Raw genomic sequence first — 24,972 nt, 5'->3', positions numbered from 1 at the left:
CAGGCTTTCAAGCCCATGAGAGGACGATACCATGATAGATTTAACCACAGCGGCGCTGATTGCGAAAACTGCCTGCGATGCGGTCGGTGCATTCGACAAGGTTTTCCGGGCTTTGCAGACGTCATCACCGAAAAAGAACCTACCGCACCGAGTGTAGCGACTCCGGCTGGTGTCTATACCGACAGTCCCCAGGATAACCGATTGTCGCGAAGTCCCGGTCGCGACAGAGCCACTATGCGATTTTCGGGTGCAAAGCAGGAACTTGCACTCTACGAAACTATCCCACCGCTGTGTGGGAAGCGTGAGAGGCAGGGGGCCACCTCTCACGCTAATCAGGCCATGACCATATATGGCTGCATCACGACAGAGCAGGATAATCCGTATAGCCCTTCGCCCCGCCGCCATAAAACGTTGACTGGTCGGGTTGATTAAAATCGGCACGTTCGCGCAAACGCTTCACTAGATCGGGATTGGCGAGGAATAGCTTTCCGAATGCTACCAAATCGGCATCGCCGTTTTTGACCACGGTCTCAGCCAATTTCTGATCGTAGGCATTGTTGACCATCCACGCAGCCTTGCCCCCGGCTTGCGTGTAAGCCGCACGCAGCGCTGCATAATCGAAGGGCTTCTCACCTTGCTGGAAGTCGCGGGGCCCGCCTGTTGCACCCTCTATGATATGGACATAGGCGAGTTCAAAGGCCGCTAGTTTTTCCGCAACGTAAGTGAAAAGCGGCTGTGGTTCAGGATCTGACGAATCGCCGGCTGGGGTGACCGGAGAGATGCGGATGCCCGTGCGTTCCGCACCGACTTCCTTCATAATTGCCTCAAGCACTTCAAGCAAAAAACGCGCGCGATTTTCGATCGATCCGCCATAGGCGTCGGTGCGGTGATTGCTGCCTGATCGTAAAAATTGATCAATCAGATATCCATTGGCGGCATGAAGTTCTACCCCATCAAAACCTGCATCGACGGCAGCTCGCGCCGCCTTGCGATAATCCTCGACAATGCCCGGAAGCTCGGACAGTTCAAGTGCCCGTGGCGATGATGTGTCCGCAAATGAGCCAGAACCATCAGCATTGATCAGAAACGTCTTGGATTTTGCTGTTATCGCGGAAGGTGCGACGGGAGCGGCACCATTCGGTTGAAGTGTGTTGTGGGAGATACGTCCCACATGCCACATCTGCACGACTATCTTTCCCCCGGCAGCATGAACGGCATCGGTTACCTTTCGCCAGCCCGCAAGTTGCTCCGGCGCATACAGACCTGGAACATCGGCGTAACCCTGTCCTTGATGAGAGATTGCAGTTGCCTCGGTAATCAAGAGCCCTGCCGTTGCTCGCTGGGTATAGTACGTTACGGTCAGGTCACCTGGAATCGCGTTCGGCGACCGATTGCGCGTCAAGGGTGCCATCACGACACGATTGGCAAGTTCGATATCGCCAACCTTGATAGGGTCAAAAAGAGTAGGCATGGAAAACCTTTCATTCAGGGGCAAATTCTTTGGGAGGACATTGGCACCGGCAGCCCCAATCCGGTGTCATGATTGGAAGCTGATTAGATTTCCTCGGTCAGATTCTGTATGAAGCGAGCGATCGTCTGTTCGTTGCGCTTGTAATAAATCCACTGCCCAACACGTCGAGTGGTTACCAGTTCCGCCTTTTGAAGCATGCCAAGATGCGCAGAAACTGCCGGCTGGGACAGGCCGCAGCGGGCGAACATGCTTGCACATACACCAAGCTCCAACGAGTGCTCCTGGTCTGAAAAATATTGATCAGGATCCTTCAGCCAATGCACGATCTGCAGTCTGACAGGATGGGCCAGCGCCTTGAGGATATCATCGTTCTTCATACCGCGAAGATATGACTGCATTGTCACAAGACAATACTTATATCGGAAATACACGATATAGTGATCGTTTTAATTAGGCAACTTCACCCCAACAGCGGGATACAAGGAGGCTTGCCATGTAGAAAACTCTTGACGTGTAAGGCCAATGGCAATGCGCCTCAAACTCGAAAGGGCTATACCGTGATGGAATCTCCGTGGATGAGAGCATGATCGATGGTCGTCCGATTCGACATCAGATGAGGTCGAGGTAAAGTCAGCGATATACCAACATGCTTCTCATCCCCATGACAGTCATGAGAACGTACGATTTTGAGCAGCCCTTGTTCCAACCCCGAGGCGTTTGAGGAGTTCAAGCAGGTCATCGACGAAGGTGAAGACGACGGGGATGACGACGAGGCTGAGGATGGTGGAGGTCATCAGACCGCCAATGACGACGATCGCCATCGGCTGACGGAAACTCGGGTCACCGCCGCTGATGCTGAGGGCCACCGGAAGCATGCCGCAAGCCATCGCGATTGTCGTCATGACGATCGGGCGGGCCCGCTTGTGGCAGGCGTCGATGAGGGCATCGAAACGCGAGAAACCGGCTTTCCGCGAGACGATCGCGTATTCGACCAACAGGATCGAATTCTTCGTCACGACGCCCATGAGCATCAGGAGACCGATCACCACCGGCATAGAGAAGCTCGTGCCGGTCAACACCAGCGGCAGCAGTGCGCCGCCGAGTGATAGAGGAAGCGCACTGAGAATGGTCAGCGGCTGGAGGAAGTCGCGAAAGAGCAAAACCAGCACGGAATAGATGCAGAAGATACCGATTGCCATGGCAATGGCGAAGTTGTCGAAAAGTTCGGAGCTGCGCTCTAACTCGCCCTGTTCAACGAGTTTGACACCATCGGGAAGGTTCTGAAGGGCCGGAAGCGCCTTCGCCTCGCGATAGACATCGCCGAGGATGCGGCCGTTGAGCTCGACCGACAGCCTGACGTTTCGGGAGCGGTCGATGCGGCTGATCTCCGACGGGCTACCGCCGATCCCGACGTCGGCGACCGAGCCGAGGTCGACGCTGCCCCTGGCGCCGGCAACGCGAAGATTGGCGATGTCGTCGAGTGTCGTCCGGTTGTCAGGATTGAACCGGACGCGAATCGAAAGCTGGCGCTGCGGCAGGTTGAGCTTGGCGAGCGAGGAGGAATAGTCGCCATTTGTCGCCACACGAACCGACTCGGAAATCGCTTCCGACGTGACGCCGAGGGCGGCGGCGCGGTCGAAGTTAGGCACGATCTGGATTTCCGGGGCCTGGAGGAAGGCACTAGAGGACACCGCGCCTATACCCATGAGAGCGCGCAATTGCTCTTCGAGCGCGCTAGCTGCCCGGTCGAGTGCATCGAAATTGTCGCTGGCCAGCGTGATTTCCAGCGTCGTACCGTTGCCACCCGTACCCACCTCGATTCTGACGCCCGGGAGAACGGCGAGCGCCTGCCGGATGTCGTTTTCGATCTCGGCCTGCTTACGGCTGCGTTCGCCGATCTTCTTCAGATCGACGACGAGCGAGGCGGTTGCCGTATCGATGGTCATGGAGGAATCGGTCAGGCCATCCGACGAGGCGCTTCCGACGGCGGAGAACACCCGCGTGACATCCGGCAGACCGGAAACCATATCTGCCGCCCGCCGCGTAATAGCGTCCGTTTGTTCAATCGAACTGCCGGGTTGAAGCGCCAGTGTGACCTTCGTCTGCGAATCATCCGATGCGGGCAGGAAGCCGGCGCTGAGCATGGTAATCGTCGAGAGCGAGAGCCCGAGGAATATGCAGACGCCGAGGACCGTCAGCGTGCGATGGTGCAGGCAGGTTTGGACGACGGCCATGTAGGCGCGCATGATTCGGCCATCCTTCTGCTCGATCGGATGCGCCTTCATCATGTAAGCGGCCATCATCGGTGTCAGCAGGCGCGCGACGACCAGCGAGGCGAGTACCGCCACGGCTGCCGTCACGCCGAACTGGCGGAAGATCAGGCCCGGAATGCCGCTCATGAAAGCCGTAGGCAAAAAGACCGCGACGAGCGTCAAGGTAGTGGCAATGACGGCAAGACCGATTTCATCGGCTGCCTCGAGCGCAGCCTCCTTCGGCGGTTTCCCCATCTGCAGGTGGCGCGCAATGTTCTCGATCTCGACGATCGCATCGTCGATGAGGATGCCCACCACGAGGGAGAGCGCGAGCAGCGTCACCGTATTGAGGCTAAAATCCGCCAGATACATCACGAGAAAAGTCGGAATGACCGAGAGCGGCAGCGCCACCGCCGAAAGCAAGGTCGCCCGCCAGTCGCGCAGGAAGAGCCAGACCACCACGACCGCTAGAATTGCACCCTCATAGAGCATGTGCATGGAGCCGTCGTAGTTTTCGACGACCGGCCCGACCGTGCTGTAGGCCTTGATGATCTCGATATCGGGGTTAGCGGCCGCGAAGTCCTGCATGGAAGCTTCGATGGCGGCCGCGACGCCCGTATCTGAAAAGCCGTTCGATCGTTTGATCTCGGCAGCGATCACCGGCTCGCCATCGAGATAGGCAATCGACGAGCGGTCAGCAAAGCTGTCCGTCACCGTACCGATCTCGGCCAGCTGCACCAACTCGCCGCTCGGAAGCGGTATTGCGAGCGCCTTCAGTTCCTCGATCGAGGAAACCGCCCCGAGTGTGCGGATCCCCTGCTTGCCGCCGCCGATCCCGGCTCGACCGCCAGACGTGTCCGACTGCACGGACTTGAGTTGTGAGGAAAGGGTCGCGGCGCTGAGACCGAGCGAACTCATGAGCTGAGGGTTGAGGTCGATGTGCACTTCACGCTCGATTCCGCCGATCCGACTGACCTCGCCGACGCCGGATACAGAAAGCAGGGCTTTCGCCATGTCGTTGTCGACAAACCAGGAGAGTTCCGTCTCGTTGAGACGCGTGGAGCGCACTGCATAGGTTAGGAGAGTGGAGCCCTGCACCGTCACCTTGGTCACGCCCGGCGCCTGCATCTCGGAAGGGAGGTCGCCGCTCGCGCTATCGACGGCATTGCGCACCTCGTTCAGTGCTTCCTCGCTGTCCTTTCCCAGCTGGAACGACGCATTGATGGTGACGCTCCCGTCCGTGACGGTCGTCGTGATGTGGTCGAGGAGGCTCAGCGAGGCGAGCCTGTCTTCGATCTTGCGCGCGACTTCCGTTTCGAGCTGTGCCGGCGCCGCACCTTCGAGCGAGGCGCTGACCTGAATCGTCGGCAGGTCCATGTCGGGAAAGTTCTGCACCGCGAGCCGGTCGAAGGCGATGAGGCCGCCGACGGTCAGCAGGATGAACAGCAGGATGGCGGGAACCGGATTGCCGATCGACCAGGCGGAAAAGTTCATCGCGATTCTCCCTTTTCGAGCTGGACGAGCGCGTCTCCCGTCACCCGGACGAAGGCCTTGTCGGAAAGGAAAGCGCCACCCGTCGCTACGACCTCGGTCGAGCGGTCGAGGCCCGAGAGGATTTCGACTTCGCTGCCCTTGCGGCGGCCCGTTTCCACACGGATGCGTGACGCTCGCTTGCCCGAATCCACGGTGAAGACGTAAGCGATGCCATCACGTAGCACGAGCGCCGTCTCGGGGACGGTGAGCGCCGCCGTGGTCTCAAGTTCGATCTGTCCGGTGACGTAAAGGCCGATGGGCGGATGCGCCTCTGCCGGCAGCGCCACATAGGCGAGCGCCCGTCCGGTATCGGTGCTAACCGTCGGTCCGACGAGCCGGACGATTCCTTTGACGCGTCGATCACCAGGACCGACGGTCGTGGCGGTCTGGCCTTCCTTGATGCGAGGTAAATAGCGCGCAGACACTTCCGCCTGCCACTCGACACGCTGCTGGCGAACCAGACGGAACAGTTCCGTTCCGGAGGAGACGACGGCGCCAAGTTGGGCCGAGCGGGCGATGATCAGTCCGTCGTCCGGGGCGACGATGGTCGCCTGGGCGAGCTTGATCTTCTGGCTTATCAACGAGGCATCGGCGGATTCGACACCCGCGATCGCCGTCTGCTCAGCGATCAGATATTCGGTGATCTTCTCGTCAGAAAGGGCGCCGCTTCCCCGCACCTTGCGTGCCCGGTCGGCGTTCGCCTTGGCCTTGGCGAGGTCTGCCTTGGCAGTTGTCAGCGCTGCCTCTTCCTTACGCAGTTCTGCGCGCGCGCTCTCGTCGGCAAGGCGCACGAGCGGTTGACCCTTGGAGACGACCGATCCGACATCGACAAGGACATCGGTCACGCGCAGGCCATCGATTTCGGCGGCAACAATGGCCTCGTGCCATGGTCTCAGCCAGCCGCTGGCGGGTACCGTTTCAGGCCATCGGCGTTCTGCGGGCTTCGCCACGGCAACGGTAAGGGCCGCCTGTTGGGCGAGCACAGGCTCTGCCGCGAAAGCAGAATTCACGCCCAGGATCAGGGCAAGGAGAGAAGGTGTCGGTCGTCGCATCAGAGCAGGTTTTCCTTCGACTTTTGCTGGAGAGCCTTGGGCGAGACGACGTTCGCATTCCAGCCACCGCCGAGCGCCTTGTAGAGCGCGATCCAGTAACGCACCGAGTCGCGCCTGACCTCGATGAGCGAGACTTCTGCTAACTGCGCCAAACGCCGGGCATCCTCACGGTCGAGGAGACTCGCGCCCCCCGCTTTCCAATTCGAATCCACGGCGTTGAAATAGGCGCGGTAGCTGCGCGCAGCGACAGTGGAGTCGCCGATTCGCCGTCGCGTACCGTCGATCCGCACGAGCGCGGTCTCGACTTCGGCGACCGCATCCAGCACGCCTGATTTGTAGGCGGCCACTGCCGCGTCATAGGCGGCCGTCGCGCTTCCCACTGCCGCGCGGCGCAAACCGCCGTCGAAGAGCGGGATCGAGAGAGCCGGGCCAAAGGACCAGGGCAGCGAGGTTCCCATCAGCTTGGAGCTGTTGATCGTCACCGAGCCGCCGAGGCTGAGGCTCGGATAGAGGTCCGCTTTCGCTGCGCCGACTTCCGCGAGCGATGCAGCGATCTCGAGTTCCAGCGCGTTGATGTCAGGGCGCTGCCGCAAGGCGTCGGCCGGCACGGCGGACAGTTTAAGGGTCTTCGGCGTCGGAATTCCCGACTTGCCCTTCACCAGAAGGTTGCGGACGTGAGGCTCGTCGCCACCAGTAAGGCGGGCCAGCGACTTGACGAGAATCTCGCATTCGGCGCGCTGAGCGGTCAATGTGGAGGCGGAGGAAGCGACGCCCGCCCGCCCCAGCGCAAGGTCGGCGCTCGACGTGAAGCCGGAGGTCTCCGCCGTTTCCATTGCCTGGATCGTCTCGCTTTGCGAGGCAAGTTCAGCGGTATAGACCCGCTCCAGCTGCCGGCAGGCACGGTACTGCACATAATAGTCCGCCACCTCGGCGGCGAGCGACACGCGAGCATCGTGCCAATCGGCGACTCGCTCGTGAACGCGAAACCGTGCAGCTTCGCTCTTCTGCCGCGTCTTGCCGAACAGATCGATCTCCCAGGAGGCATCCAGGCTGCCGCTCGCCGTTGTGGCGACGGCAACCCGGTTGGCCTTGTCGCCGCCCGTACCCGAGTGCGTGAGCGATCCCGAGCCGCCAAGGCCCGGAAAGAGGCTCGCCTGCGCGGAGGCCAGCGTGGCGCGAGCCTTCCCGATCTCCGCCTCGGCGGTCTCGAGGCTGGGATTTTTCGCCTGCGCCGCCGTAATAAGGGCGGTCAGCGACGGATCGAAGGAGTCCGACCACCAGGACACGAGATCGCCGGTCCGGCCGTCATGTGGAAGAGTCGCGTGCCAGATATTTGCGATCTTCATGTCAGGTTTCTGAAGATCGGCGAGTGTCGTGCAGCCCGAGATGAAGAGACACGCAACAACACTGCCGACGCCGATAACATTACGAGATGCGGTCTTCTTCGCTGTTCTAACAATCCCGCTCTTCCCGCGCTGGATATATCGGATCGAATGTAAGTTATCACTCCGAGGGAAACAGCAGGGTCTCCATGAGTACAGCATGGCTCCGTGAACTTTCTTCTAAGCAACATCAGGCGGCATTAATTCGGATTTGCCATTGCATTGGATTTTGTGTTGTTAAGAGTTTTTCGCACCACGGCGGCCGAACGCCATAGCTGGCGATCAGCCATCTCACGTCGGTGAGACCAAAAATCTTCCCATGTACGTCCGATCGGCTAAACAAAGCTCGACATCGGTGATCTTATTGTCGGGACTGAACGTAGTTGCCTTTGTTAACACCGGCGGCCGATCCCCACTTCAAGCTCGACAGAGTTGGCTCTGGAACCGAAGTGTAGATCTGCTCCGGGGCTGACTTGTCGGTCCAGGACGGCGGCGCGCCGATCTGGGAGGCCACGGCGTCCATAAGGAACGGCGATCGGCCAAATTTCTCGCAAGCGCGGTACTTCGGCTTTCCGCCAAGGCTTGACACGATTTTCTGCCCGGACGGGAGTTTCGGCAACCCTTTGTAGGGCGTCTTGCCCGTGATGAGCATTTTGGAGAAATCGTTGCCGAAGCTCTCGGCAAGCGAATAGGCATCGCCAACCTGCGATACACGCGCACTCGTAGTCACAAAATTCGCGCCCTTCGCCCACACCAGCGCCGCCACCTGCTTGCCGTCTCTGGTCATTGCCTCGCCTTCGACAGAAAGCCCGCCAAGTCCGAGCGGAATTCTTGGCACTGGTACGGAGGATTGCGCGATCGTTGCCCCGAGCGCCGCCGCAGTCGACACGCCTGCGGCTGTGGGATTCGTGGGTACAATACGGGTGATCGTCGCATGAACGATCAGATCGGCCTCTTCTCTCTTGTCGACGACCTGGAAACGATCGCTGACACCAACGCACAGGCCGCGGCTGACCATGTTTGCGACGAGGGCACGATCCGAAGACTTCTTGATGGATGGCGCGGCCATGTCCGAGACCTTGGTCGGTTCGACATAGACCGTCTTGGCAACTTTCACATCGTCGGCCAAAACCATGTAGTTCGCTTTTCGGAAGCGGCTTTTGACCGGAGCGAGGCTCTCGTAAGATGACAGCGAACTGGCCTGCTCAAGCGGCACCGCGGCGCAACCGGCAACGGCCGTTACGAGCAGGCATAGAAGAAGCGTTTGCCTAATCGGTCGAAACTGGTTTCGACCCGCTTTCAGTTCATTTCGGGAATATGACACAGTGTTCTCCTGTTCGAACGTGGTTGGGCTGGGTTTTTGGGGGATGCAGCGTGGCTATTGCCTCTGTTCCGCTGGCTGCGCGGCAGCAAGCGTATTGGTGAACACCGGCCTTTCTTTCCAAAGGGTGCCGCTTGCCATTTCGGAGTATCCGAGTTTGTAAACGGCGCGCATGTAGTTGGTGTTGAAAGGATCGATGATCTTGTAGGGAACCTGAGTATCGATCGAGGCCACGCGGAATCGAATGCCGTTCTTTTGGGCGTAGACGTAAGTGGCCATCAGCGCGCTGCGTGTCTGTGACTTGATCAGCGAAGAATTCGCCCTGGCCATGACAGCAAACGTGTTGTTCCTTGTCGTCGAGAATTCCGGGATGAGCGCATTGTTGACGATAATATACATGTTCAACCTGTGACCCTTCGGCCACGCGCCCATCTCTGAGCTTGTCATCCATCCCTCGGGGATCGTCAGGATCGAGGAAGCCGAGCCGCCGTCGGAGTGCATTTCTTCGAACGCCTGCTCCCCGGATCTGGCCTTGATGAGTACCGCCGGGAAAAGGCCGGGAATGCTCGCCGAGGCGATGATGGTATCCTGAAAGAGCTTCAATGCGTCTGGACGGCCGCTCGCAGCAATGGCGCCCATGTTCCAGATCACCGCTCTTTGGGAATCGAGATTCGAGGTCAGGACAAGCAGTCGCCGTCCCTTGCGATGCTCCGCAGCGATTTTCGCCACCACGTCACGTGTCAGATACCGCTCGACCATTGCTCGAAGCGGCTTTTGTTTCAGGAGGCTCGCACCAAGGAGGGCATCGGGCAGGAAATCTACAGCGACCAACTCCTTGGCGATGCCGCTCGTGTAGAGATCGACGAGCGGCTTGTCATAAGCCGAGCCGAGGAATGCGTAGGGCGCAATCAGCGCACCCGTGCTGACGCCACTGACCATATCGAATTGCGGGCGATCACCCCGATCCGACCAGGCCTTCAAGGCCCCGACGCTGAAGGCGCCTCCGGAGCCACCACCCGACACGACGAGGTAGTCGATTTTCTTGCTTTTCGGCATGGGCAACCATGCGCGCTCTGCGGACAGCTTCCAGGGCGCGTCTGCATACATACGAATATCGCTATATCCATCGATGCCGGCTGTCGCCGCGGCTTCCGGCCCGTAGGTGATACGGTCCGGCGCCATACAGCCAGCAAGAACGGCCAGCACGAAGATCGCCATCAGTCTATTCACTTCCAACGCCTTGTTCTGGGCTACAGTCCGCGTGAAACAGCAACATCCCCACCGGCAGCGCAGCGTACCTTCGCGAACTCCTTTCGGAATCGCGTCGTCGGCATTAGCTCAGATTCGTAATTGTCTTGGATTTTGTGTTGTTAAGATTTGTTGCGCCGCCAGTGGCATAATTCACAGCGGATAAGCAGCATCCTGTCGCATGCTGAGATCGCCCCGCTTAACCATCTGCTTTCCGATGGGTTGGAGCGAAATCCAGGCACGGGGAATTCCAAACTTCCGACCAAAGCGGATCGACATCCCGCAATAAAACTTCACCAACCGCCTTTGTTTTGTCCCCGTTTTGACATCGAGAGGCTGCTTGCCATGGCTACTCATCAAAGCAGCAAAGACGGGACACCCTTATGGCTTATGATGACATGACGATTGCAGATGTTCTGAGAGACCCGCTAATCAGGCAGATGATGAGGGCAGACGGGGTCACCCTGCGAGTGATGGAGAAACTGCTTCGGGATGCAGTTTTCAAGGCTCGCCGCCATCGCAATCTAGAGGTGAAGGACCTACAGGCGCCTTGTCAGTAGTCGACTATTTCTCTTCGGCGAGCACTTTTTGCGTGAGACCTTCACTGTTCGCAGCGGAAGCGTTGCTGGTTTGGTAAGGAACAACCTGTGCCGACGGCAACCGTATTGTCACTCGTAGACCTCGCGGCGATGCGTTCTCGATGAGCACCGCGCCACCGTGCCCCCTCACGATTTCGTCGGCGATTGAGAGCCCCAGTCCAAAACCGCCGTTGGAGTTTGGTGTCCGCGCCTCGTCTGCCTTGAAAAACGGCTCCAATACCTTTTCGTGAAGGTCACTTTCAATGCCAGGACCGTTATCACACACTACAATGTCCACGCCACCGCGAGAATTGTTATGCAGTTCGACACTAACGGTCGTGCCGAACCGTACAGCATTCTCGACGATATTGGTCACCGCGCGGATCATGGCCTTTCGCTTGCACAAATACGCAAACCGTTCAGGACCCTTGTAGATGACATTGTGCCCAAGATCGCTGAATTCCGACGTGATCGTCTGTAGCAGGCTCGATATGTCGACCTTCCTGAGCGTTTCGACCGTTGCTGTGCTGGTCAGATACTGAAGGCTGTCCTCAATCATGGTGGTGAGGGTGGATATGTCCGCCAGCATCGCGTCCCTTGACGCCGCATCCTTGGAGCGCTCGACGCGCATTCGCAGTCGTGTCAACGGCGTCCTGAGATCGTGGCTCACGGCCGTCAGCATTCGTGTCCGATCATCGACCATCTTGCGAATACGCCGCCTCATGTTGTTGAGCGACGTCGCAAGTGTGCGAAGTTCCTTGGCGCCTTTGGCGGCGAACAGTTCCTCTTCGCTGCCGTCCAGACGCAGTCTCTTTGCCGCCTCGGCAAAGCGAACGAGAGGCGATGTAATCATGGTCCCGATATAAAGGACCAGGAGGAGCATCGGCAGCATCAGAACGAGGACCTTGGCGATGAATTCCACGATTGTGCTGAAAGACGACGGCGAGATGTCGGCACCGGAGAATCCAATTTCGAGAGCACGCCGCGGGTCCAGGCGCACCGCAAGCGTACTGTGTCTCTGGCTTCCTGTAGTATGTTCAAGAACGACCGCCTCAAAATCAGCGGGCAGGACGTCGCGAAGCTCATCCGAGATTAGATGGTCGTCCTCTTGACGATCCCTTTCGCCACTGACATCGCCCCATTGCACAACTTTCAATTCGAGACCGAGCGGGGCGCTAGACTTCACCAAATTCTCGATTTCGGATTCATTCCTGGCGTTCCGAATCTGGGTTACGATCAGCTCGATTTGAGCGCCTTTGACCATAAGCAGCTTTTCGTTCTGGAAGATGAACGGCTCCGGTAGAATAGCAATAATGCATATGACGATCGCCGGAACAGGAATCGAGGCGAACACTATGAACTGTAGTCGTATGGAAGCCTTCCAGAACCGATCGATCATGGTGCTATAGCAACCTCTGGAGTGAAGATGTACCCGCCCAGGCGTACGGTTTTGATGAATGTCGGATCCTTGAAATTCGGTTCGATTTTCTGTCGAACGCGACTGACGTGCACATCAATGCTGCGCTCAACAGGGCCCGCCGAACCTGCATGCGTACGAACCAGTATTTCTTGCCGGGACATGATTTGCCGGGGGTTGCGACAGAACACAAGCAACACATCAAATTCCGCCGTTGTGAGCGATACATGAACACCGTCCCTGTCAGTCAATTCCCGAGCAACCGGATCAACACACCAACCCGCGAACGTCATCGGTTCCTCGGTTGGCCTAGTCAGCATTGCATACGACGAGCGCCGCAGAAGCGCTTTTACTCGTGCCAAAAGTTCCCTTGAATTAAACGGCTTGGTGACGTAGTCGTCTGCGCCTAATTCGAATCCAACGATCCTGTCGACTTCTTTCGTCAATGCAGTAAGCATGAGGATCGGTATCGTATTGGACGATCTAATCCGTCTGCATATGCTGAATCCGTCCTCGCCAGGCAACATTCCGTCCAGAACGATAAGTTGAAACTCTTTCTTGCTTAGTACGCGGTCCATCTCTATCGCCGAACCGACCGCCTCGGCGATGTGACCTCCTTCCTTCATCAGATCGATCAGCATACTCGCGATATCGCGATCATCCTCGACGATGAGGATTCTGGCTGAAGTTTGAGTAAGGACATCGAATCCGATGTTTTCCATGAGCTCGGTCATCATGTCGCCCCTTCATGGGATATTCCGTTCTCGCATGATGGTTGTCAGCAAAAATTGTGTTTAATTTTGTTGCGGCAACCCAAAGCATGGTCCTTTCGCGTTGCCGATCGATCTTGCCCGGCGATCGCTATAGTAAACTTAATTCTGGATCTATCGGCACACGAGAACTTCTCCCCAGTCGATAGTCAAGTGTCAATATATCTTAAGAATGGGTACAATGATCTTGGCTTCTTGCATGTATTGTATGACGCCATAGAGCGGAACAGGCAGCAGAAACACCAGTCCATGGCAAAAAGTCGTAGCCAGTGCGCGAGGGTTGTATACGTTTTGGTCGTCACCCGGTTGTTCGATCACAATCGAAGAGAACGAAGGAAAAAACCTTGGTACGAGCCTCGTATACTCGTGGTATTCCGAGCCGAAGAAATGTTCCAGCGCCCACTCTTCGCGCCTTATCACATAGCCGAACGCGAGATAGCCGAAGCAGAAAAACCCCACCCCCAACGTTACAGATCCAGCCGCAAGTCCGATTCCTGCAAGACCCATTGTCGAGAAGAGATAGAGGGGATTCCGCGTCCGCGCGTAAGGCCCTGATGTGATCAAATGCTGGTTCTTTTGTCCGCCTATGTGGAGCGCTGCCCAGCAACGACCAGCAATGCACGTCAGAAGCGTAAATGAACCGAGGTGGCGGACTATCTCGTTCCGAACGTCACCATCGAACCACACCGGTTCAGTAAAAAGCAGCAGCGAACCAAGAAGGGGAGCGGACATCCAGAAGAATAGAATGCGCTTGCGTTGACGAAAAGTTCGAACATTCTGTTCCATCTCCAGGTAGTTCCTTCAAGACTTGCGGCGCGGTCAAGACAATCGTTGAGCAGACGCGCGGCCTAGTCGACACCCATCTCCATCGTCTGCTCCAGGCAGGGCCGATGGCGATATCTGGCACGGTTTGTTATTGCCGTGGGTTTTGTATTGTTAAGAAATGTTGCGCGACTTTGTGATTTCGCTACACCGAAGCCACCTGGATCCGTGGCAACGCCTGTGTCCCAGGACGGTCGCGATACTGCATAAGGTGCCGGCCGTGCATGGAGCGATGTTCGCCTATCTGCCCAAGGGGGCTCAGCTGACCCGGCACGCCGACCCGATCGCTGTATCCCTGCGTTACCACCTCGGTCTCGCCACGCCCAACTCCGACGCCTGCTTCATCAACGTGGATGGCCACAAGCTGAGTTGGCGCGATGGCGAGGTTCTCATGTTTGATGAGACTTATCTCCACTATGTGCGCAACGATACCCACTCGGGTCGCCTGATCCTCATGTGTGACGTGAAGCGGCCCCTGAATCCGTTGGGGCGGTGTTCAACTTCTTTTATCAGGGCATAGCATGCGCCTCGGTAGTACCGAACACGCCAGAAGACCGTCGTGGCTTGGCCAACAGGATCTTCAGAGGGCTCGCGCCCGTGCTGGCACGCATCAAGGCGCTGAAGTCGACGAACCGGCCGCTATACCGCGTCATCAAGTGGTCGGTGAATATCCTCCTGCTGCTGTTGCTTCTGGCACTGGTCGTGGGCGTGGTGCATGTGCTCGGTCGACTCGTCTGAGGCATGGCGTGGTATCGATGGATGCACGATCCGCTGTCCTTCTCTCAACCGTGGGTCTTGCTTCACCTTCCCGAATTACGCGCATACCATCCACGCATATGTAGCAGCGGAGGCGGATGACCCGCATCGGGTTGTCGGTTCACGGACATTCGGCTCGATCTCCTGACGCACGGCTGACATGCGCGTCGGCGCTCCCCTCCGCGGGCAGCAAGGAGCATGGGTTGGGACCGTCGGTCGAGCATGAGAACCTGTCGCATTGTGCTAAGCTGATAATCCCATCATCCTTGTGAGGGCACGCCGGATCACACGCGAGAGGAACGACCGTCTTGCTAGGGACTACGACGCGCTGCGCAGGGCCTCATGGCGAACCGACCGCGAGAAGGCCGAGGACCAGCTCGACTTGCCCATGAGCCTCCGAATTTCGTTCTTCTGGCGCGGTCAAGAATCGACAGTCAACTGGTTGCCCAGCACTTAATATACTGGTCGCACGCTGATCGAATTGGGCTGTGTGGTCTTGCTTCAATGAGAAACTTCACCCGCTGAAGAAATGCCTTGCTATCGAATTTAATGGCTTCGATTTGGTCGTAAAATGTCTAGATCCGCTTCCGACATACCAGGGAGTCGGCTCGAGGGCAGCATTCGACGCCAATCACACATACCTTTGCCAGACTCGAGCTTACCTTTCGGACCAGGTACCAATTAGCATGTGGAGGAATCGCTCTGCAGCCGGCGACAAGGTCCCTCCGCGACGCCTCACCACGCCTATTGTCCTTGAAATTGCCGGATTGCGTATCGGGCGGCTTATGAGGAAAGGATGTTCCCCTTGGGGCGTAGCCATCTGCGGCAGCACTGATATGCCAAGCCCGGCTTCGACAAGACCAAGGGACGTCGAAAGGTGCGTTACTTCATAGAACCATCGAAGCTTGATACTGGACTTAGCCAGGGCCGCATCGAGAAGTGTGCGGTTCGCGCTTGACCGGTGAACCGTGATCAGAGGGTAAGGTTCCAGGTCTGCCCACCCCACTTCCGCTTTCTCCGCAAGCGCATGATCCTTGCGCGCCGCGAGAACGAACGGATCTTCAACAAGACGGTCGAATGTCAGATCCGGATCGGAAGTACCCATGATGTTGATGCCGAACTCCACCTCACCCCGCGCAACGGCCTGCAAGCCGTCGGTCGCGGGCAAATCAAGGATACGGAAACGGATATTCGGATGTTCTTCATTGAACAGCCGAATGACAGTCGGCAGGAAATAAAACGCAGCGGTGGGAAGGCAGGCGATCGTCACCAGACCGCCCCGGTTGACGCCGACATCGCGAACCGCAAATAGCGAACCATCGAACTCTTCCAACATCCGGCGAACAAGCGGGAGTAATTCCGTCCCCAAGGCTGTCAAAGAGACGTGCCGTGTCGTCCGCTCCAGTAGGGGAGCGCCGATGGCCATCTCCAACTTCTGAATGCGCCGACTGAGAGCCGGCTGAGAGAGATTAAGCGCCTCTGCAGCCCGATGAAAGCTCACCAGTTCCACGACGCTTAAGAACGCCCGCAGGTCAAGTATCTCACAATTAATGCTCATAACACATCAATCCTCCGAATCTTCGCATTTCACATATCAATCAGTTTACCGCAAAGTGCAAGAAATGGGCAGATTGATCTGCCAAGCGCATGAATAAAGAGCGGGAACCATGAACGACCTCATTCGTATACCTTGTGTTTTGATGAGAGGTGGTACGTCCAAAGGCCCGTTTTTCCTGGCGTCGGACCTCCCTTCAGATCCGCACCAACGCGACCAGATTCTGTTATCCGTAATGGGTTCCGGTCATCCGCTTCAAATCGACGGCATTGGCGGCGGCAACCCTGTCACGAGCAAAGTTGCCATTGTTGGACCGGCGACTGTGTTGGGGGCGGATGTCGATTATCTCTTTGCCCAGGTCCGTATCGATCAGCAAATGGTCGACACATCGCCCAATTGCGGCAACATGCTTGCCGCCGTCGGTCCCTTCGCTATCGAAGCCGGCCTCGTCAAGGTAACCGGACCGGTGACGCGGGTGCGGATATACAATGTGAATACGGGCAAGTTCATCGAGGCGGAGGTTCCAACGCCAGACGGCCAGGTCGCCTACCTTGGCAATGCTTCGATTGACGGCGTTCCCGGCCACGCCGCGCCGATCGCCTTGACATTCATGGATGCGGCCGGTGCTCGTACTGGCAGGCTCTTTCCCACTGGACAGCCTCTTGAGACGATTGACGGCGTAGAGATGACCTGTATCGATTGCGCCATGCCAATGATGATCCTTGAGGCAGCGGCTATCGGGGCGACCGGTTATGAAACGGCGACGGAGCTCAATGCAAACAGCGCTCTCCTCGAGCGGCTGGAAAAATTGAGGCAGCAGGCGGGCCAGCGTATGGGTATGGGCGACGTAAGGACACAGGTTGCCCCGAAGCCGGTACTGATCTCGAAGCCAAAAGCCGGCGGTGATCTGAATGTGCGCTATTTCATGCCGCATCAGTGCCATCCCTCGCTGGCCACGACGGGGGCAGTCGGTATTGCTACGGCCTGCATCAGTGACAACACCGTTGCGTCCAGACTGATTGGCGGACGCAAGCCCCCGGTCGTTCTCGTTCTCGAACATCCAAGCGGACGCCTGGAGGTAAAATTGGACTGCCGGGACGGCAAGACAGTCGCAGGCATTCTGCGTACAGCCCGGCGTCTGTTCGAGGGCCAGGTCTTTGCAAAACCTATCGCGCAAATGGTTTGCGCGGCATAATTGAAAGCGGTGGCCGGGAGGGTGCCGCACATCAGGGAGGAACTACCATGCGTAAACTTGTGCTCTCGCTCGCGGCCACTGTTGTATTCGCCGGATCGGCCTTTGCGGATCCAGTCAGAATCAGCGTCGGCTCTTACAATTTGAACAATTTGCCGTTCCCCGTAGCATCGGGCCTTGGACTCTATGAAAAGGAAGGGCTCGAAGTCACCGTCGAGAATTTCGCCTCGGGCGGATCCAAGACCCTGCAGGCGCTTGTGGCAGGGTCCACAGACATAGCCGTCGGCTTCTACGATCATACAATCCAGATGCAGGCACAAAGGAAGGACGTCGTGGGTATTGTGTTGCTGGCACGCAATTCCGGTCTTGTCCTCGCAGGCGGCAAGAACTCGACATTTGACCCGGCAAAGCCTGAGACCATCAAGGGCGCGAAAATCGGCATTACTGCTCCGGGCTCCTCCTCGGATTTCTTTGTTCGCTATTATTTGCAGCGCCACAAGCTTTCTGCGGACGATGTTTCGCTGATTGGGGTCGGCTCCGGTTCAGCTGCGGTCGCCGCCCTCGAGCAGGGAAAAGTTGATCTGCTGGTCAATTATGATCCCGCCGCCACATTCATCGAGGCCAAGGGCGTTGGCAAGATCCTAATTGATGCGCGCAGCGATGAAGGCGCAAAGGAGATTTACGGCGGCATCTACCCGACCTCCGTTCTCTATGCCACGCAAGCCTATATTGATGAGAATCCGGAAACGATCCAGAAGGTCGTCAACGCGACAGTTGAGGCACTGGAATGGATGAACAGCAGCTCACCTGAGGAGATTGTTCAAAAACTGCCCGAAGCCTTCATTTCCGGTGACCGCGAGACCTACGTGAAGGCTGTCGCTAATGCCAAGCCGATCTTCTCCGTGGATGGGCGCTTCAATGAAGCCGAGGTTCAAACCCCGCTCGCTGTTCTGAGGAGCTTCAATGACAAGGTTGCCGCAACGGAAATCGATCTGAAGAAAACATACACCAACGCGTTCGTCGACAAGGCGCCGCGCAAAAGCACGAACTGAGGAGGAGGCCATGGCTCTGGCAGTGGTAAAACCGGTGGGGGAGGAAACCGCCCCGCAACAGAAGAAGGCGATGGTGGCCATCGACTCCGTGACAATGTCCTTCGGAACTTTTGTTGCGGTGGAGGACGTCAATCTAACGGTGGCGGACGGCGAATTCCTGGCCATCGTCGGGCCGACGGGATGCGGCAAGAGTACGATACTGAACGCTATTGCCGGGCTGCTCAAACCGACCAGCGGCAGCGTCTCGATCGATGGCAATGGCGTCTCGGGTATTCAGAATGATATCGGCTACCTGTTCCAACAGGATGCGCTGTTGCCGTGGAAAACGGCCATCGAGAATGTCGAACTCGGCCTGCTGTTTCGGAGCGTAGGCACGTCGGACCGCCGCGAGCGATCGACCGCATGGCTTGCCAAGGTGGGTCTCAAGGGATTCGAACAGCGATATCCCCATCAGCTTTCGGGCGGTCAACGAAAGCGTGTTCAGATGGCCCAGGCATTGATCAGCGGTCCAAAGGTCATTTTGATGGATGAACCGTTTTCGGCGCTCGATATCCATACTCGCCATCTGATGCAGAACGAGCTTTTGCGATTGTGGCAGGAGGAACGCAGAGCCGTGGTCATGATTACGCATGATCTGGAGGAAGCCATTGCCCTCGGCGACCGGGTGGCCGTGTTGGCCGCCGGACCGCGCAGCCGGGTTATCAACAGCTTCCCTGTCGATCTTGAGCGTCCCCGCGACGTTGCCGAAATCAAACTGGATCCGCGCTTCATGGATCTGTACCGCAATATTTGGGCGTCGCTGCGCGGCGAAGTGGAGAAGAGCTATGAACGTCGCGACTGAACGATTTATCCAACTGGGCCTGCTTTTTGCCATTCTTGGCGGCTGGCAGCTCGGGGTGTCCATTGGCATCATCGATGTTTTCTTTTTCCCTGCGCCTATGGACATCTTCAACCAGATCATCAGTTGGGTCATTGATGCCAATTTCTATCGTCATGTGACGATCACGCTGACGGAAACCGTTCTGGGCTATGTTATCGGAACGGGTTTGGGTGTCGCTGCTGGCGTCTGGCTTGGTCTTAGCCGTAGTGCCGCTCGCATTCTTGACCCCTTTATCAAGGGCTTGAACGCCATCCCGCGCGTCGTGCTTGCTCCGATCTTCGTGCTTTGGCTCGGTCTTGGCCTCTGGTCGAAAGTTGCGCTCGCTGTAACGCTCGTTTTCTTCATTACATTCTTCAACGCGATGCAGGGTGTGCGTGAAGTCAATCCGGTGGTGCTGGCAAACGCCCGTATTCTTGGCGCCAAGCGGTCCGAGCTTCTGCGCCACGTTTATTTCCCGGCAGCAGCAAGCTGGATTCTTTCTTCTCTGCGCACCTCTGTCGGCTTTGCAGTGGTCGGTGCAATTATTGGCGAATATCTTGGCGCGTCGGCAGGGCTTGGCTACCTGATTGCCCAGGCAGAAGGCAATTTCGATGCAGTCGGCGTCTTCGCCGGCATCATTATCCTGGCGGTTTTCGTCCTGGTGATTGACCGAATACTGGATGTGATGGAAAATCGCCTCATTAAATGGCGGCCCAATGCCTCGGAGGAACGGGCAGCCTAGTTGGAATAGTTGATGCAGGCTGATGGGTGGCCGCTACAAGAAGCGACCACCCGTACACGTGCATACCAATATTAGCGAGCTTTTTACCGATTCTTGTTGCAGCCGCAGGGCCAAATGACAGCGGCGATATTGATGATTGCAGAACGCTGCGCGGACTTCCTATTGGGACACCACAGCTGATACCAATTGATTTGCTGGGACAACGGAGGCGCACAATGGATGACGGCACAGATACAAGTCGAATGGAAATGGTCGTCCTGATGACACCCGACATGGCCAATTTCAGCGGCAAGGTCCATGGCGGCGCCCTGCTCAACCACCTGGACCGCGTCGCCTTCTCCTGTGCCTCGCGCTTCTCGAAGCAATACGCGGTCACGTTGTCCGTCGATCAGGTCGTGTTCCGTCAGCCTGTCATGGTCGGTGAATTGGTGACCTTTCGTGCCTCGATCAACTACGCCGGTCGCACCTCCATGGAGGTCGGTATTCGGGTTGAGGCCGAAGACATCCGCACCGGCGCGCGTCGACACACAAATTCCTGCTATTTCACAATGGTGGCCGTCGATACAGATGGCAAGCCAACTGCAGTGCCGCCATATAATCCAACGACCGAGATCGCTCAGCAACGTTTGCGTGCCGCAGAAGCAAGGCGAGCCTTGCGACGGGAATTCGAGACGCGATTTAGAGAGGCCGGCTCTGGCCCGGCTACCTGAGCCGAGTACGCAGAAACCTTCGCGGGATCACCTCAAATGATGCGTCGTTGTAGCGATAGGGAATCAAATCCAGCGCATTTTCGTGGAAATTCCTATAAGTTTGTTCAAAGGTTCCCACAGATAAACGTTCCGTTGAAATTTTTCCAATAAGCATGGATTTTCTCGGCCCGAGTGCCTTAGCAACGCAGCTAGGGCCATTTCGCTTGAGAATGCGACGGCATTATCAGGCCACGGGACATGCACACTTCCTGTCGAAGCTGTTCGACTATGGACTCGATACCCAATTCCGAGCCACACAATCCTCTGGATGCAACCGTAGGCGCTGGATCAGAGCCTCACCACCGCCTTGATCAGTCCGGTCCTGTCCTGGGCGAGTTCGGGCAGGCGCTGCGGCAGGTCGGCCAGCGGCAGGATCACCGAGCAGAGGGCATCCGTGGAGATCTTGCCCTCACGGATGGCCGCCATGACGGTTTCGAAATCTGACTGGACGGCATTGCGGCTGCCGATGATGCGAGTTTCCCGCTTGTGGAATTCCGCGTCGTCAAAACGAATATGATCCTTCACGACGCTGACGAGCACATAGCTGCTTCCATGCGCGAGCAATGGAAAGCCTGCCTCTATCGCTGCCGCAGACCCCGTTGCATCGAAGACAATGTCGAAGCCGTCGGCGCGGTCGCCTTCAAGGATCCGCGACGTATCGTCATACGTATTCTGAAAATCGAAACTCTCGCGTGCCAAAGCCAGTCGCTGTGAACTCAAATCCAAAAGATGAACCTCCGCGCCTGCGAGCTGCGCGAAAAGCGCGGTCCCGATGCCGATCGGTCCGGCGCCCGTGACCAGCACCCTGTCGCCGGCGGCGAGTCCCGAACGGGCCACCGCATGGGCCCCGATCGCCAGGAATTCGACCATGGCCGCCTGGATCTCGTCGAGTCCTTCGGCGGCTATAAGGTTGCCCGCCGGAACTGCGACGCGCTGGCAGAGGCCGCCGTCGCGATGAACACCCAACACCGCGATGTTCGTGCAGCAATTGGGCTTGCGGCGCAGGCAAGCGCGGCATGTGCCACAGGCGATATAGGGATTGATCACGACAAGGGTGCCGGCCTCCATGCCGCCTACAGGGGTGACCAGCCGGCCACTGAGTTCATGGCCGATAACGCGTGGGTAATTGAGATAGGGATGCTTGCCGGTATAGATGTGGTAATCAGTTCCGCAAATGCCGACCGCTGCGATGTCGACAAAAGCCCAGCCTTGCAGCAAGTCCGTGGGAAGAGGCCGTTCGATGAGTTCGAACCGTCCTGGTTCGACGCAGGTGCCGCATAACATTCGTCTTCCTTCCTCAATTCGAACTCAGGCCGGTTTGTGGTGTCCTGGCCGCATTGCGCGGCCGCCAGCCGGCGGGCATCTCGCCCTTGATGATCAGGCTCAGTACATCATCCTTGGTCACTTCCTCTATCCTGTAACCGCCGACGTTGCGCCCCCGGTTCATCACAACAATACGGTCGCACAGGTCGAAAACGTCGTGCATGTCGTGGCTGATAAGAAAGATGCCGATACCTTCGCTCCGCAACTGCCTGATGAGATCGGCGACCATTGCTGTCTCGGCTGGTCCGAGCGCAGCCGTCGGCTCGTCCATAATGAGGACCTTCACCTTGAAATAGATGGCGCGCGCAATGGCAATGACCTGCCGCTGACCGCCAGACAATCGGAAAACCGGGTCGCTCAGATTCTTGAAGTTGGGGTTGAGCCGATGCAGCACCCGGCGCGCTTCCTCCATCATGTTCTTGTCGTCAAGATTGCCCCAGCGCGTCTTCAGCTCGCGGCCGAGAAACAGATTGGACGGAGCATCGAGATGGTCCGCAAGGGCAAGCGTCTGATAGATGGTTTCGACCCCCTGACGTCGCGCATCCTGAGGTGATAGAAACCGGACATCCTCGTCCCCCATTCTGATCGTGCCGGCGTTCGGCGCCATGGCACCGGAGAGAACCCGCATCAGACAGGATTTTCCCGCGCCATTATGACCGAGGATTCCAACGACCTCTCCGGGAAAGAGGTCAATCGACACGTCTTCGACGGCGTGCACGCCGCCAAAGCTTTTCTGGATATTGATCATCTCGACCAGCGGCCGCGATCCTGTTACTTGCGCGTTCATGAGGTTTTCCTGACGAAAGAGAAGGCAGAGGGCTGAGCCTCTACCTTCTCGCGGCCCGCCGTTTAGTAGAGAACGTTCTTGGCCTCGGGAGCGGCGATATTGTCTTTGGTGACGGCAACAACGCCCGTATCGATCTGCGGCTCAGCCTTTTTGCCGCCGATGATGTCGAGAATGGCCTTCACGCCGAGTTCGCCCATCTGATAGGAACCCTGGACCATGGTTGCGGTGAGCGTACCATCCTTGACGAAGGCCTGCAGGTCTTCGTTGCCGTCAAAGCCGATGGCGACGACCTCGCCCACTTTGCCGGCCTGGACGATCGCACGGCCCATGCCGACCGCGGTCGGCTCGTTGGCGCCGAAGATGCCTTTGAGATCCGGATTGGCGGCGAGCACGTCGGTCGTCTGGTTGAGCGCCGTCGCCATCTGGGACTGCGAATAGTATGGGCCGACGATTTCCAGCTTGGAATTCGCCTTCAGATGATCGACAAAGCAGCCGACGCGACCGACTTCCGAGCCGACCCCCGCCACATAGGACATCACGGCCACCTTACCTTCTTTCCCGACCTTGTCGATCATCATCGTCGCGGCCAGCTTGCCTGCCGCGCAGTTATCTGTCGAAAGGAAGGTCTGGAAGGTGCCCTTGCCGGCATCCGAGAGCGCGGAGTCGATGATTGCGACCGGGATACCGGCTTCGTGAGCCTTTTTGACGGCCGGAGCAAGCGCGTCCGGATCCGACGGTGCGAGCACGATGCCAATCACGCCGCGGTTGATAGCGTTTTCGACCATGCTGAGTTCGTCGGCAATTGCCGATTCCGCGGCCGGCCCGTTGAAGGTCATGGTGTGTTCACTCTGGCCGGCGATCGCGGCCGAAGCGCCTTTGTTGACATTCTGCCAGAAGTTCGAGTTTGTCGTCTTGACGATCACCGCGATTTCTCCCGCCATGACGGTGGCGGGCGCGGCGATCATTGTGCTAGCCAGAAACAGTGCTTTCAAGGTCATCTTCATATTCTCCTCCTCTGATGAAGACAGTTTGCCGGTTATCGGCGGCTTCTCAACTGATCGACATAGACCGCCATGATGACGACGAAGCCGATGATGATTTGCTGGATGAAGGCTGAGACGCCGGCCATGTTCAGGCCATTGCGCAAGACGCCGATGATGAACGCGCCGATCATGGTTCCGGATACGGTGCCGACTCCGCCCATCAACGACGCCCCGCCGATGACGGCCGCAGCGATCGCGTCGAGCTCGTACATGACGCCCTCATTGGGCTGGGCAGTAACCAGTCGGGACATCAAAACGATCCCGGCCAGTCCGGCGAGCGCGCCGGACATGACATAGGCGGCCAGCTTGGTTCGATCGACCTCCACACCGGAAAGCCGCGCGGCTTCCTCATTCGAACCAATTGCATAGATGTGACGGCCGATAGAGCGGCGGTGCAGCATGAAGGCGACAGTCACGGCGACGACGACAAGCAGGATCGCCGGATAGGGAATCCCCGGAAAAATGATCTTGGGCAGCCCGTTCGTACCCATGCCGATTGCCCGGAAAAGCGAACCGTTGCCCAGCTTGCCGAACGCCTCGCCCAACTGCGAAATCGGAGCGGCGCCGGTGATTTGCAAGGCAGTGCCCCTCGCGATCAGCATCATGCCGAGCGTGGCGACAAATGGCGTGATGCGCATCTTCGTGACCACGATCCCATTGACCGCCCCACACAGGGCCCCGACCACGATTCCCATGGTCATGCCGAGTGGTACAGGAATTCCGGCCTTTACCGCGAGCCCAGCCACGGTTCCGGAAAGCGCCAGTACCGAACCGACGCTGAGATCGATACCGCCGGTCAGGATCACCAGCGTCATTCCGATCCCGAGCAGGCCGATTACCGACGTTTGCAGCAGCACCGTCATCCCGTTGCCGACGCTCAGGAACGCGGCATTGCCAAAGGCGAACAGCCCGACCAGCATCAAAAGCGTGAAGAGCGCTGAAAGCTTGTGCAGGGCATCGGATGAAATTTTGACCCCAGCTAACGGCACAACAAGCCGTTCTACTTCCACTGACATGACGCTCCTCCCTGAGCGGTATAAAATAATTAAATGCAGACTGCAGGTCGAA

General features: G+C 57.8%; 22 protein-coding genes. 7 read left to right on the top strand and 15 right to left on the bottom strand.

Annotated features, from left to right (window positions below; translation table 11 throughout):
• Positions 1 to 358 precede the first annotated feature (358 nt).
• From C7476_RS03200 to C7476_RS03155, 10 genes are all read right to left on the bottom strand, one after another.
• Entirely contained in the window at positions 359 to 1,471 is a 1,113-nt protein-coding gene (locus C7476_RS03200; RefSeq protein WP_114428422.1) for an alkene reductase, read from the bottom strand.
• 83 nt (positions 1,472 to 1,554) lie between these two features.
• On the bottom strand, positions 1,555 to 1,848 hold the full coding sequence (locus tag C7476_RS03195) for an ArsR/SmtB family transcription factor (RefSeq protein ID WP_114428421.1): 294 nt from the start codon (positions 1,846 to 1,848) through the stop codon (positions 1,555 to 1,557).
• 291 nt (positions 1,849 to 2,139) lie between these two features.
• A complete protein-coding gene (locus tag C7476_RS03190; RefSeq protein ID WP_114428420.1) occupies positions 2,140 to 5,217 on the bottom strand; it encodes an efflux RND transporter permease subunit in 3,078 nt (1,025 codons plus the stop codon).
• Complete coding sequence (locus C7476_RS03185) at positions 5,214 to 6,308, bottom strand: efflux RND transporter periplasmic adaptor subunit (RefSeq protein WP_114428419.1); 1,095 nt, start codon at positions 6,306 to 6,308, stop codon at positions 5,214 to 5,216. Before C7476_RS03185 ends, C7476_RS03190 begins: the two co-directional genes overlap by 4 nt.
• On the bottom strand, positions 6,308 to 7,729 hold the full coding sequence (locus C7476_RS03180) for an efflux transporter outer membrane subunit (protein ID WP_281032672.1): 1,422 nt from the start codon (positions 7,727 to 7,729) through the stop codon (positions 6,308 to 6,310). Before C7476_RS03180 ends, C7476_RS03185 begins: the two co-directional genes overlap by 1 nt.
• 322 nt (positions 7,730 to 8,051) lie before the next feature.
• A complete protein-coding gene (locus C7476_RS03175) occupies positions 8,052 to 9,014 on the bottom strand; it encodes a DUF3313 domain-containing protein (protein ID WP_245426060.1) in 963 nt (320 codons plus the stop codon).
• A 54-nt stretch (positions 9,015 to 9,068) separates the two neighbouring features.
• On the bottom strand, positions 9,069 to 10,241 hold the full coding sequence (locus C7476_RS03170; protein WP_245426057.1) for a patatin-like phospholipase family protein: 1,173 nt from the start codon (positions 10,239 to 10,241) through the stop codon (positions 9,069 to 9,071).
• A 582-nt stretch (positions 10,242 to 10,823) separates the two neighbouring features.
• Entirely contained in the window at positions 10,824 to 12,236 is a 1,413-nt protein-coding gene (locus tag C7476_RS03165) for a sensor histidine kinase (RefSeq protein WP_114428416.1), read from the bottom strand.
• Positions 12,233 to 12,988: a response regulator gene (locus tag C7476_RS03160; protein ID WP_114428558.1), complete on the bottom strand. Its 756-nt coding sequence runs from the start codon at positions 12,986 to 12,988 to the stop codon at positions 12,233 to 12,235. The genes C7476_RS03165 and C7476_RS03160 overlap by 4 nt, the downstream gene beginning before the upstream one ends.
• A gap of 192 nt (positions 12,989 to 13,180) precedes the next feature.
• Positions 13,181 to 13,810, bottom strand: a complete 630-nt coding sequence (locus tag C7476_RS03155) for a methyltransferase family protein (RefSeq protein ID WP_114428415.1) — start codon at positions 13,808 to 13,810, stop codon at positions 13,181 to 13,183.
• Positions 13,811 to 13,967: 157 nt separating this feature from the next.
• Between C7476_RS03155 and C7476_RS29330 the strand changes: the two genes are divergently transcribed.
• Together C7476_RS29330 and C7476_RS28050 are read left to right on the top strand one after the other, a co-directional pair.
• On the top strand, positions 13,968 to 14,366 hold the full coding sequence (locus C7476_RS29330; RefSeq protein ID WP_114428414.1) for an aspartyl/asparaginyl beta-hydroxylase domain-containing protein: 399 nt from the start codon (positions 13,968 to 13,970) through the stop codon (positions 14,364 to 14,366).
• A gap of 44 nt (positions 14,367 to 14,410) precedes the next feature.
• A complete protein-coding gene (locus C7476_RS28050; RefSeq protein ID WP_181872330.1) occupies positions 14,411 to 14,584 on the top strand; it encodes a hypothetical protein in 174 nt (57 codons plus the stop codon).
• A 676-nt stretch (positions 14,585 to 15,260) separates the two neighbouring features.
• On the opposite strand, the gene C7476_RS03145 is transcribed toward C7476_RS28050, so the two are convergent.
• A complete protein-coding gene (locus C7476_RS03145; protein WP_114428413.1) occupies positions 15,261 to 16,160 on the bottom strand; it encodes a LysR family transcriptional regulator in 900 nt (299 codons plus the stop codon).
• A gap of 109 nt (positions 16,161 to 16,269) precedes the next feature.
• Here C7476_RS03145 and C7476_RS03140 point away from each other — a divergent pair, with 109 nt between their 5' ends.
• The 5 genes from C7476_RS03140 (at position 16,270) to C7476_RS03120 (ending at position 20,712) form a co-directional block, all read left to right on the top strand.
• Positions 16,270 to 17,352 carry a 4-oxalomesaconate tautomerase gene (locus C7476_RS03140; RefSeq protein WP_114428412.1) on the top strand — a complete coding sequence of 361 codons (1,083 nt, stop codon included), beginning with the start codon at positions 16,270 to 16,272 and terminating at the stop codon, positions 17,350 to 17,352.
• A gap of 47 nt (positions 17,353 to 17,399) precedes the next feature.
• A complete protein-coding gene (locus C7476_RS03135; RefSeq protein WP_114428411.1) occupies positions 17,400 to 18,401 on the top strand; it encodes an ABC transporter substrate-binding protein in 1,002 nt (333 codons plus the stop codon).
• A gap of 10 nt (positions 18,402 to 18,411) precedes the next feature.
• Positions 18,412 to 19,242: an ABC transporter ATP-binding protein gene (locus C7476_RS03130; protein WP_114428410.1), complete on the top strand. Its 831-nt coding sequence runs from the start codon at positions 18,412 to 18,414 to the stop codon at positions 19,240 to 19,242.
• Positions 19,226 to 20,002, top strand: coding sequence for an ABC transporter permease (locus C7476_RS03125; protein WP_114428409.1), 777 nt, complete (start codon positions 19,226 to 19,228; stop codon positions 20,000 to 20,002). The genes C7476_RS03130 and C7476_RS03125 overlap by 17 nt, the downstream gene beginning before the upstream one ends.
• Before the next feature lie 215 nt (positions 20,003 to 20,217).
• Positions 20,218 to 20,712 (top strand): acyl-CoA thioesterase, encoded by a 495-nt coding sequence (locus C7476_RS03120; RefSeq protein ID WP_114428408.1) that lies wholly within the window; start codon positions 20,218 to 20,220, stop codon positions 20,710 to 20,712.
• 327 nt (positions 20,713 to 21,039) lie between these two features.
• Here the strand turns inward: C7476_RS03120 and C7476_RS03115 are convergent, their stop codons facing one another.
• From C7476_RS03115 to C7476_RS03100, 4 genes are all read right to left on the bottom strand, one after another.
• Complete coding sequence (locus C7476_RS03115; RefSeq protein ID WP_114428407.1) at positions 21,040 to 22,035, bottom strand: zinc-binding alcohol dehydrogenase family protein; 996 nt, start codon at positions 22,033 to 22,035, stop codon at positions 21,040 to 21,042.
• Between the two features lie 13 nt (positions 22,036 to 22,048).
• Positions 22,049 to 22,861, bottom strand: a complete 813-nt coding sequence (locus C7476_RS03110) for an ATP-binding cassette domain-containing protein (protein WP_114428406.1) — start codon at positions 22,859 to 22,861, stop codon at positions 22,049 to 22,051.
• A 62-nt stretch (positions 22,862 to 22,923) separates the two neighbouring features.
• Positions 22,924 to 23,865: an ABC transporter substrate-binding protein gene (locus C7476_RS03105; protein WP_114428405.1), complete on the bottom strand. Its 942-nt coding sequence runs from the start codon at positions 23,863 to 23,865 to the stop codon at positions 22,924 to 22,926.
• A gap of 32 nt (positions 23,866 to 23,897) precedes the next feature.
• Entirely contained in the window at positions 23,898 to 24,920 is a 1,023-nt protein-coding gene (locus C7476_RS03100) for an ABC transporter permease (protein ID WP_114428404.1), read from the bottom strand.
• Positions 24,921 to 24,972: the final 52 nt, after the last annotated feature.

This window comes from Phyllobacterium bourgognense, assembly GCF_003337575.1.
GTDB lineage: Bacteria > Pseudomonadota > Alphaproteobacteria > Rhizobiales > Rhizobiaceae > Phyllobacterium > Phyllobacterium bourgognense.
Note: the sequence above shows the minus strand (reverse complement) of the source record. Positions and strands in the feature narration are given on the sequence as shown.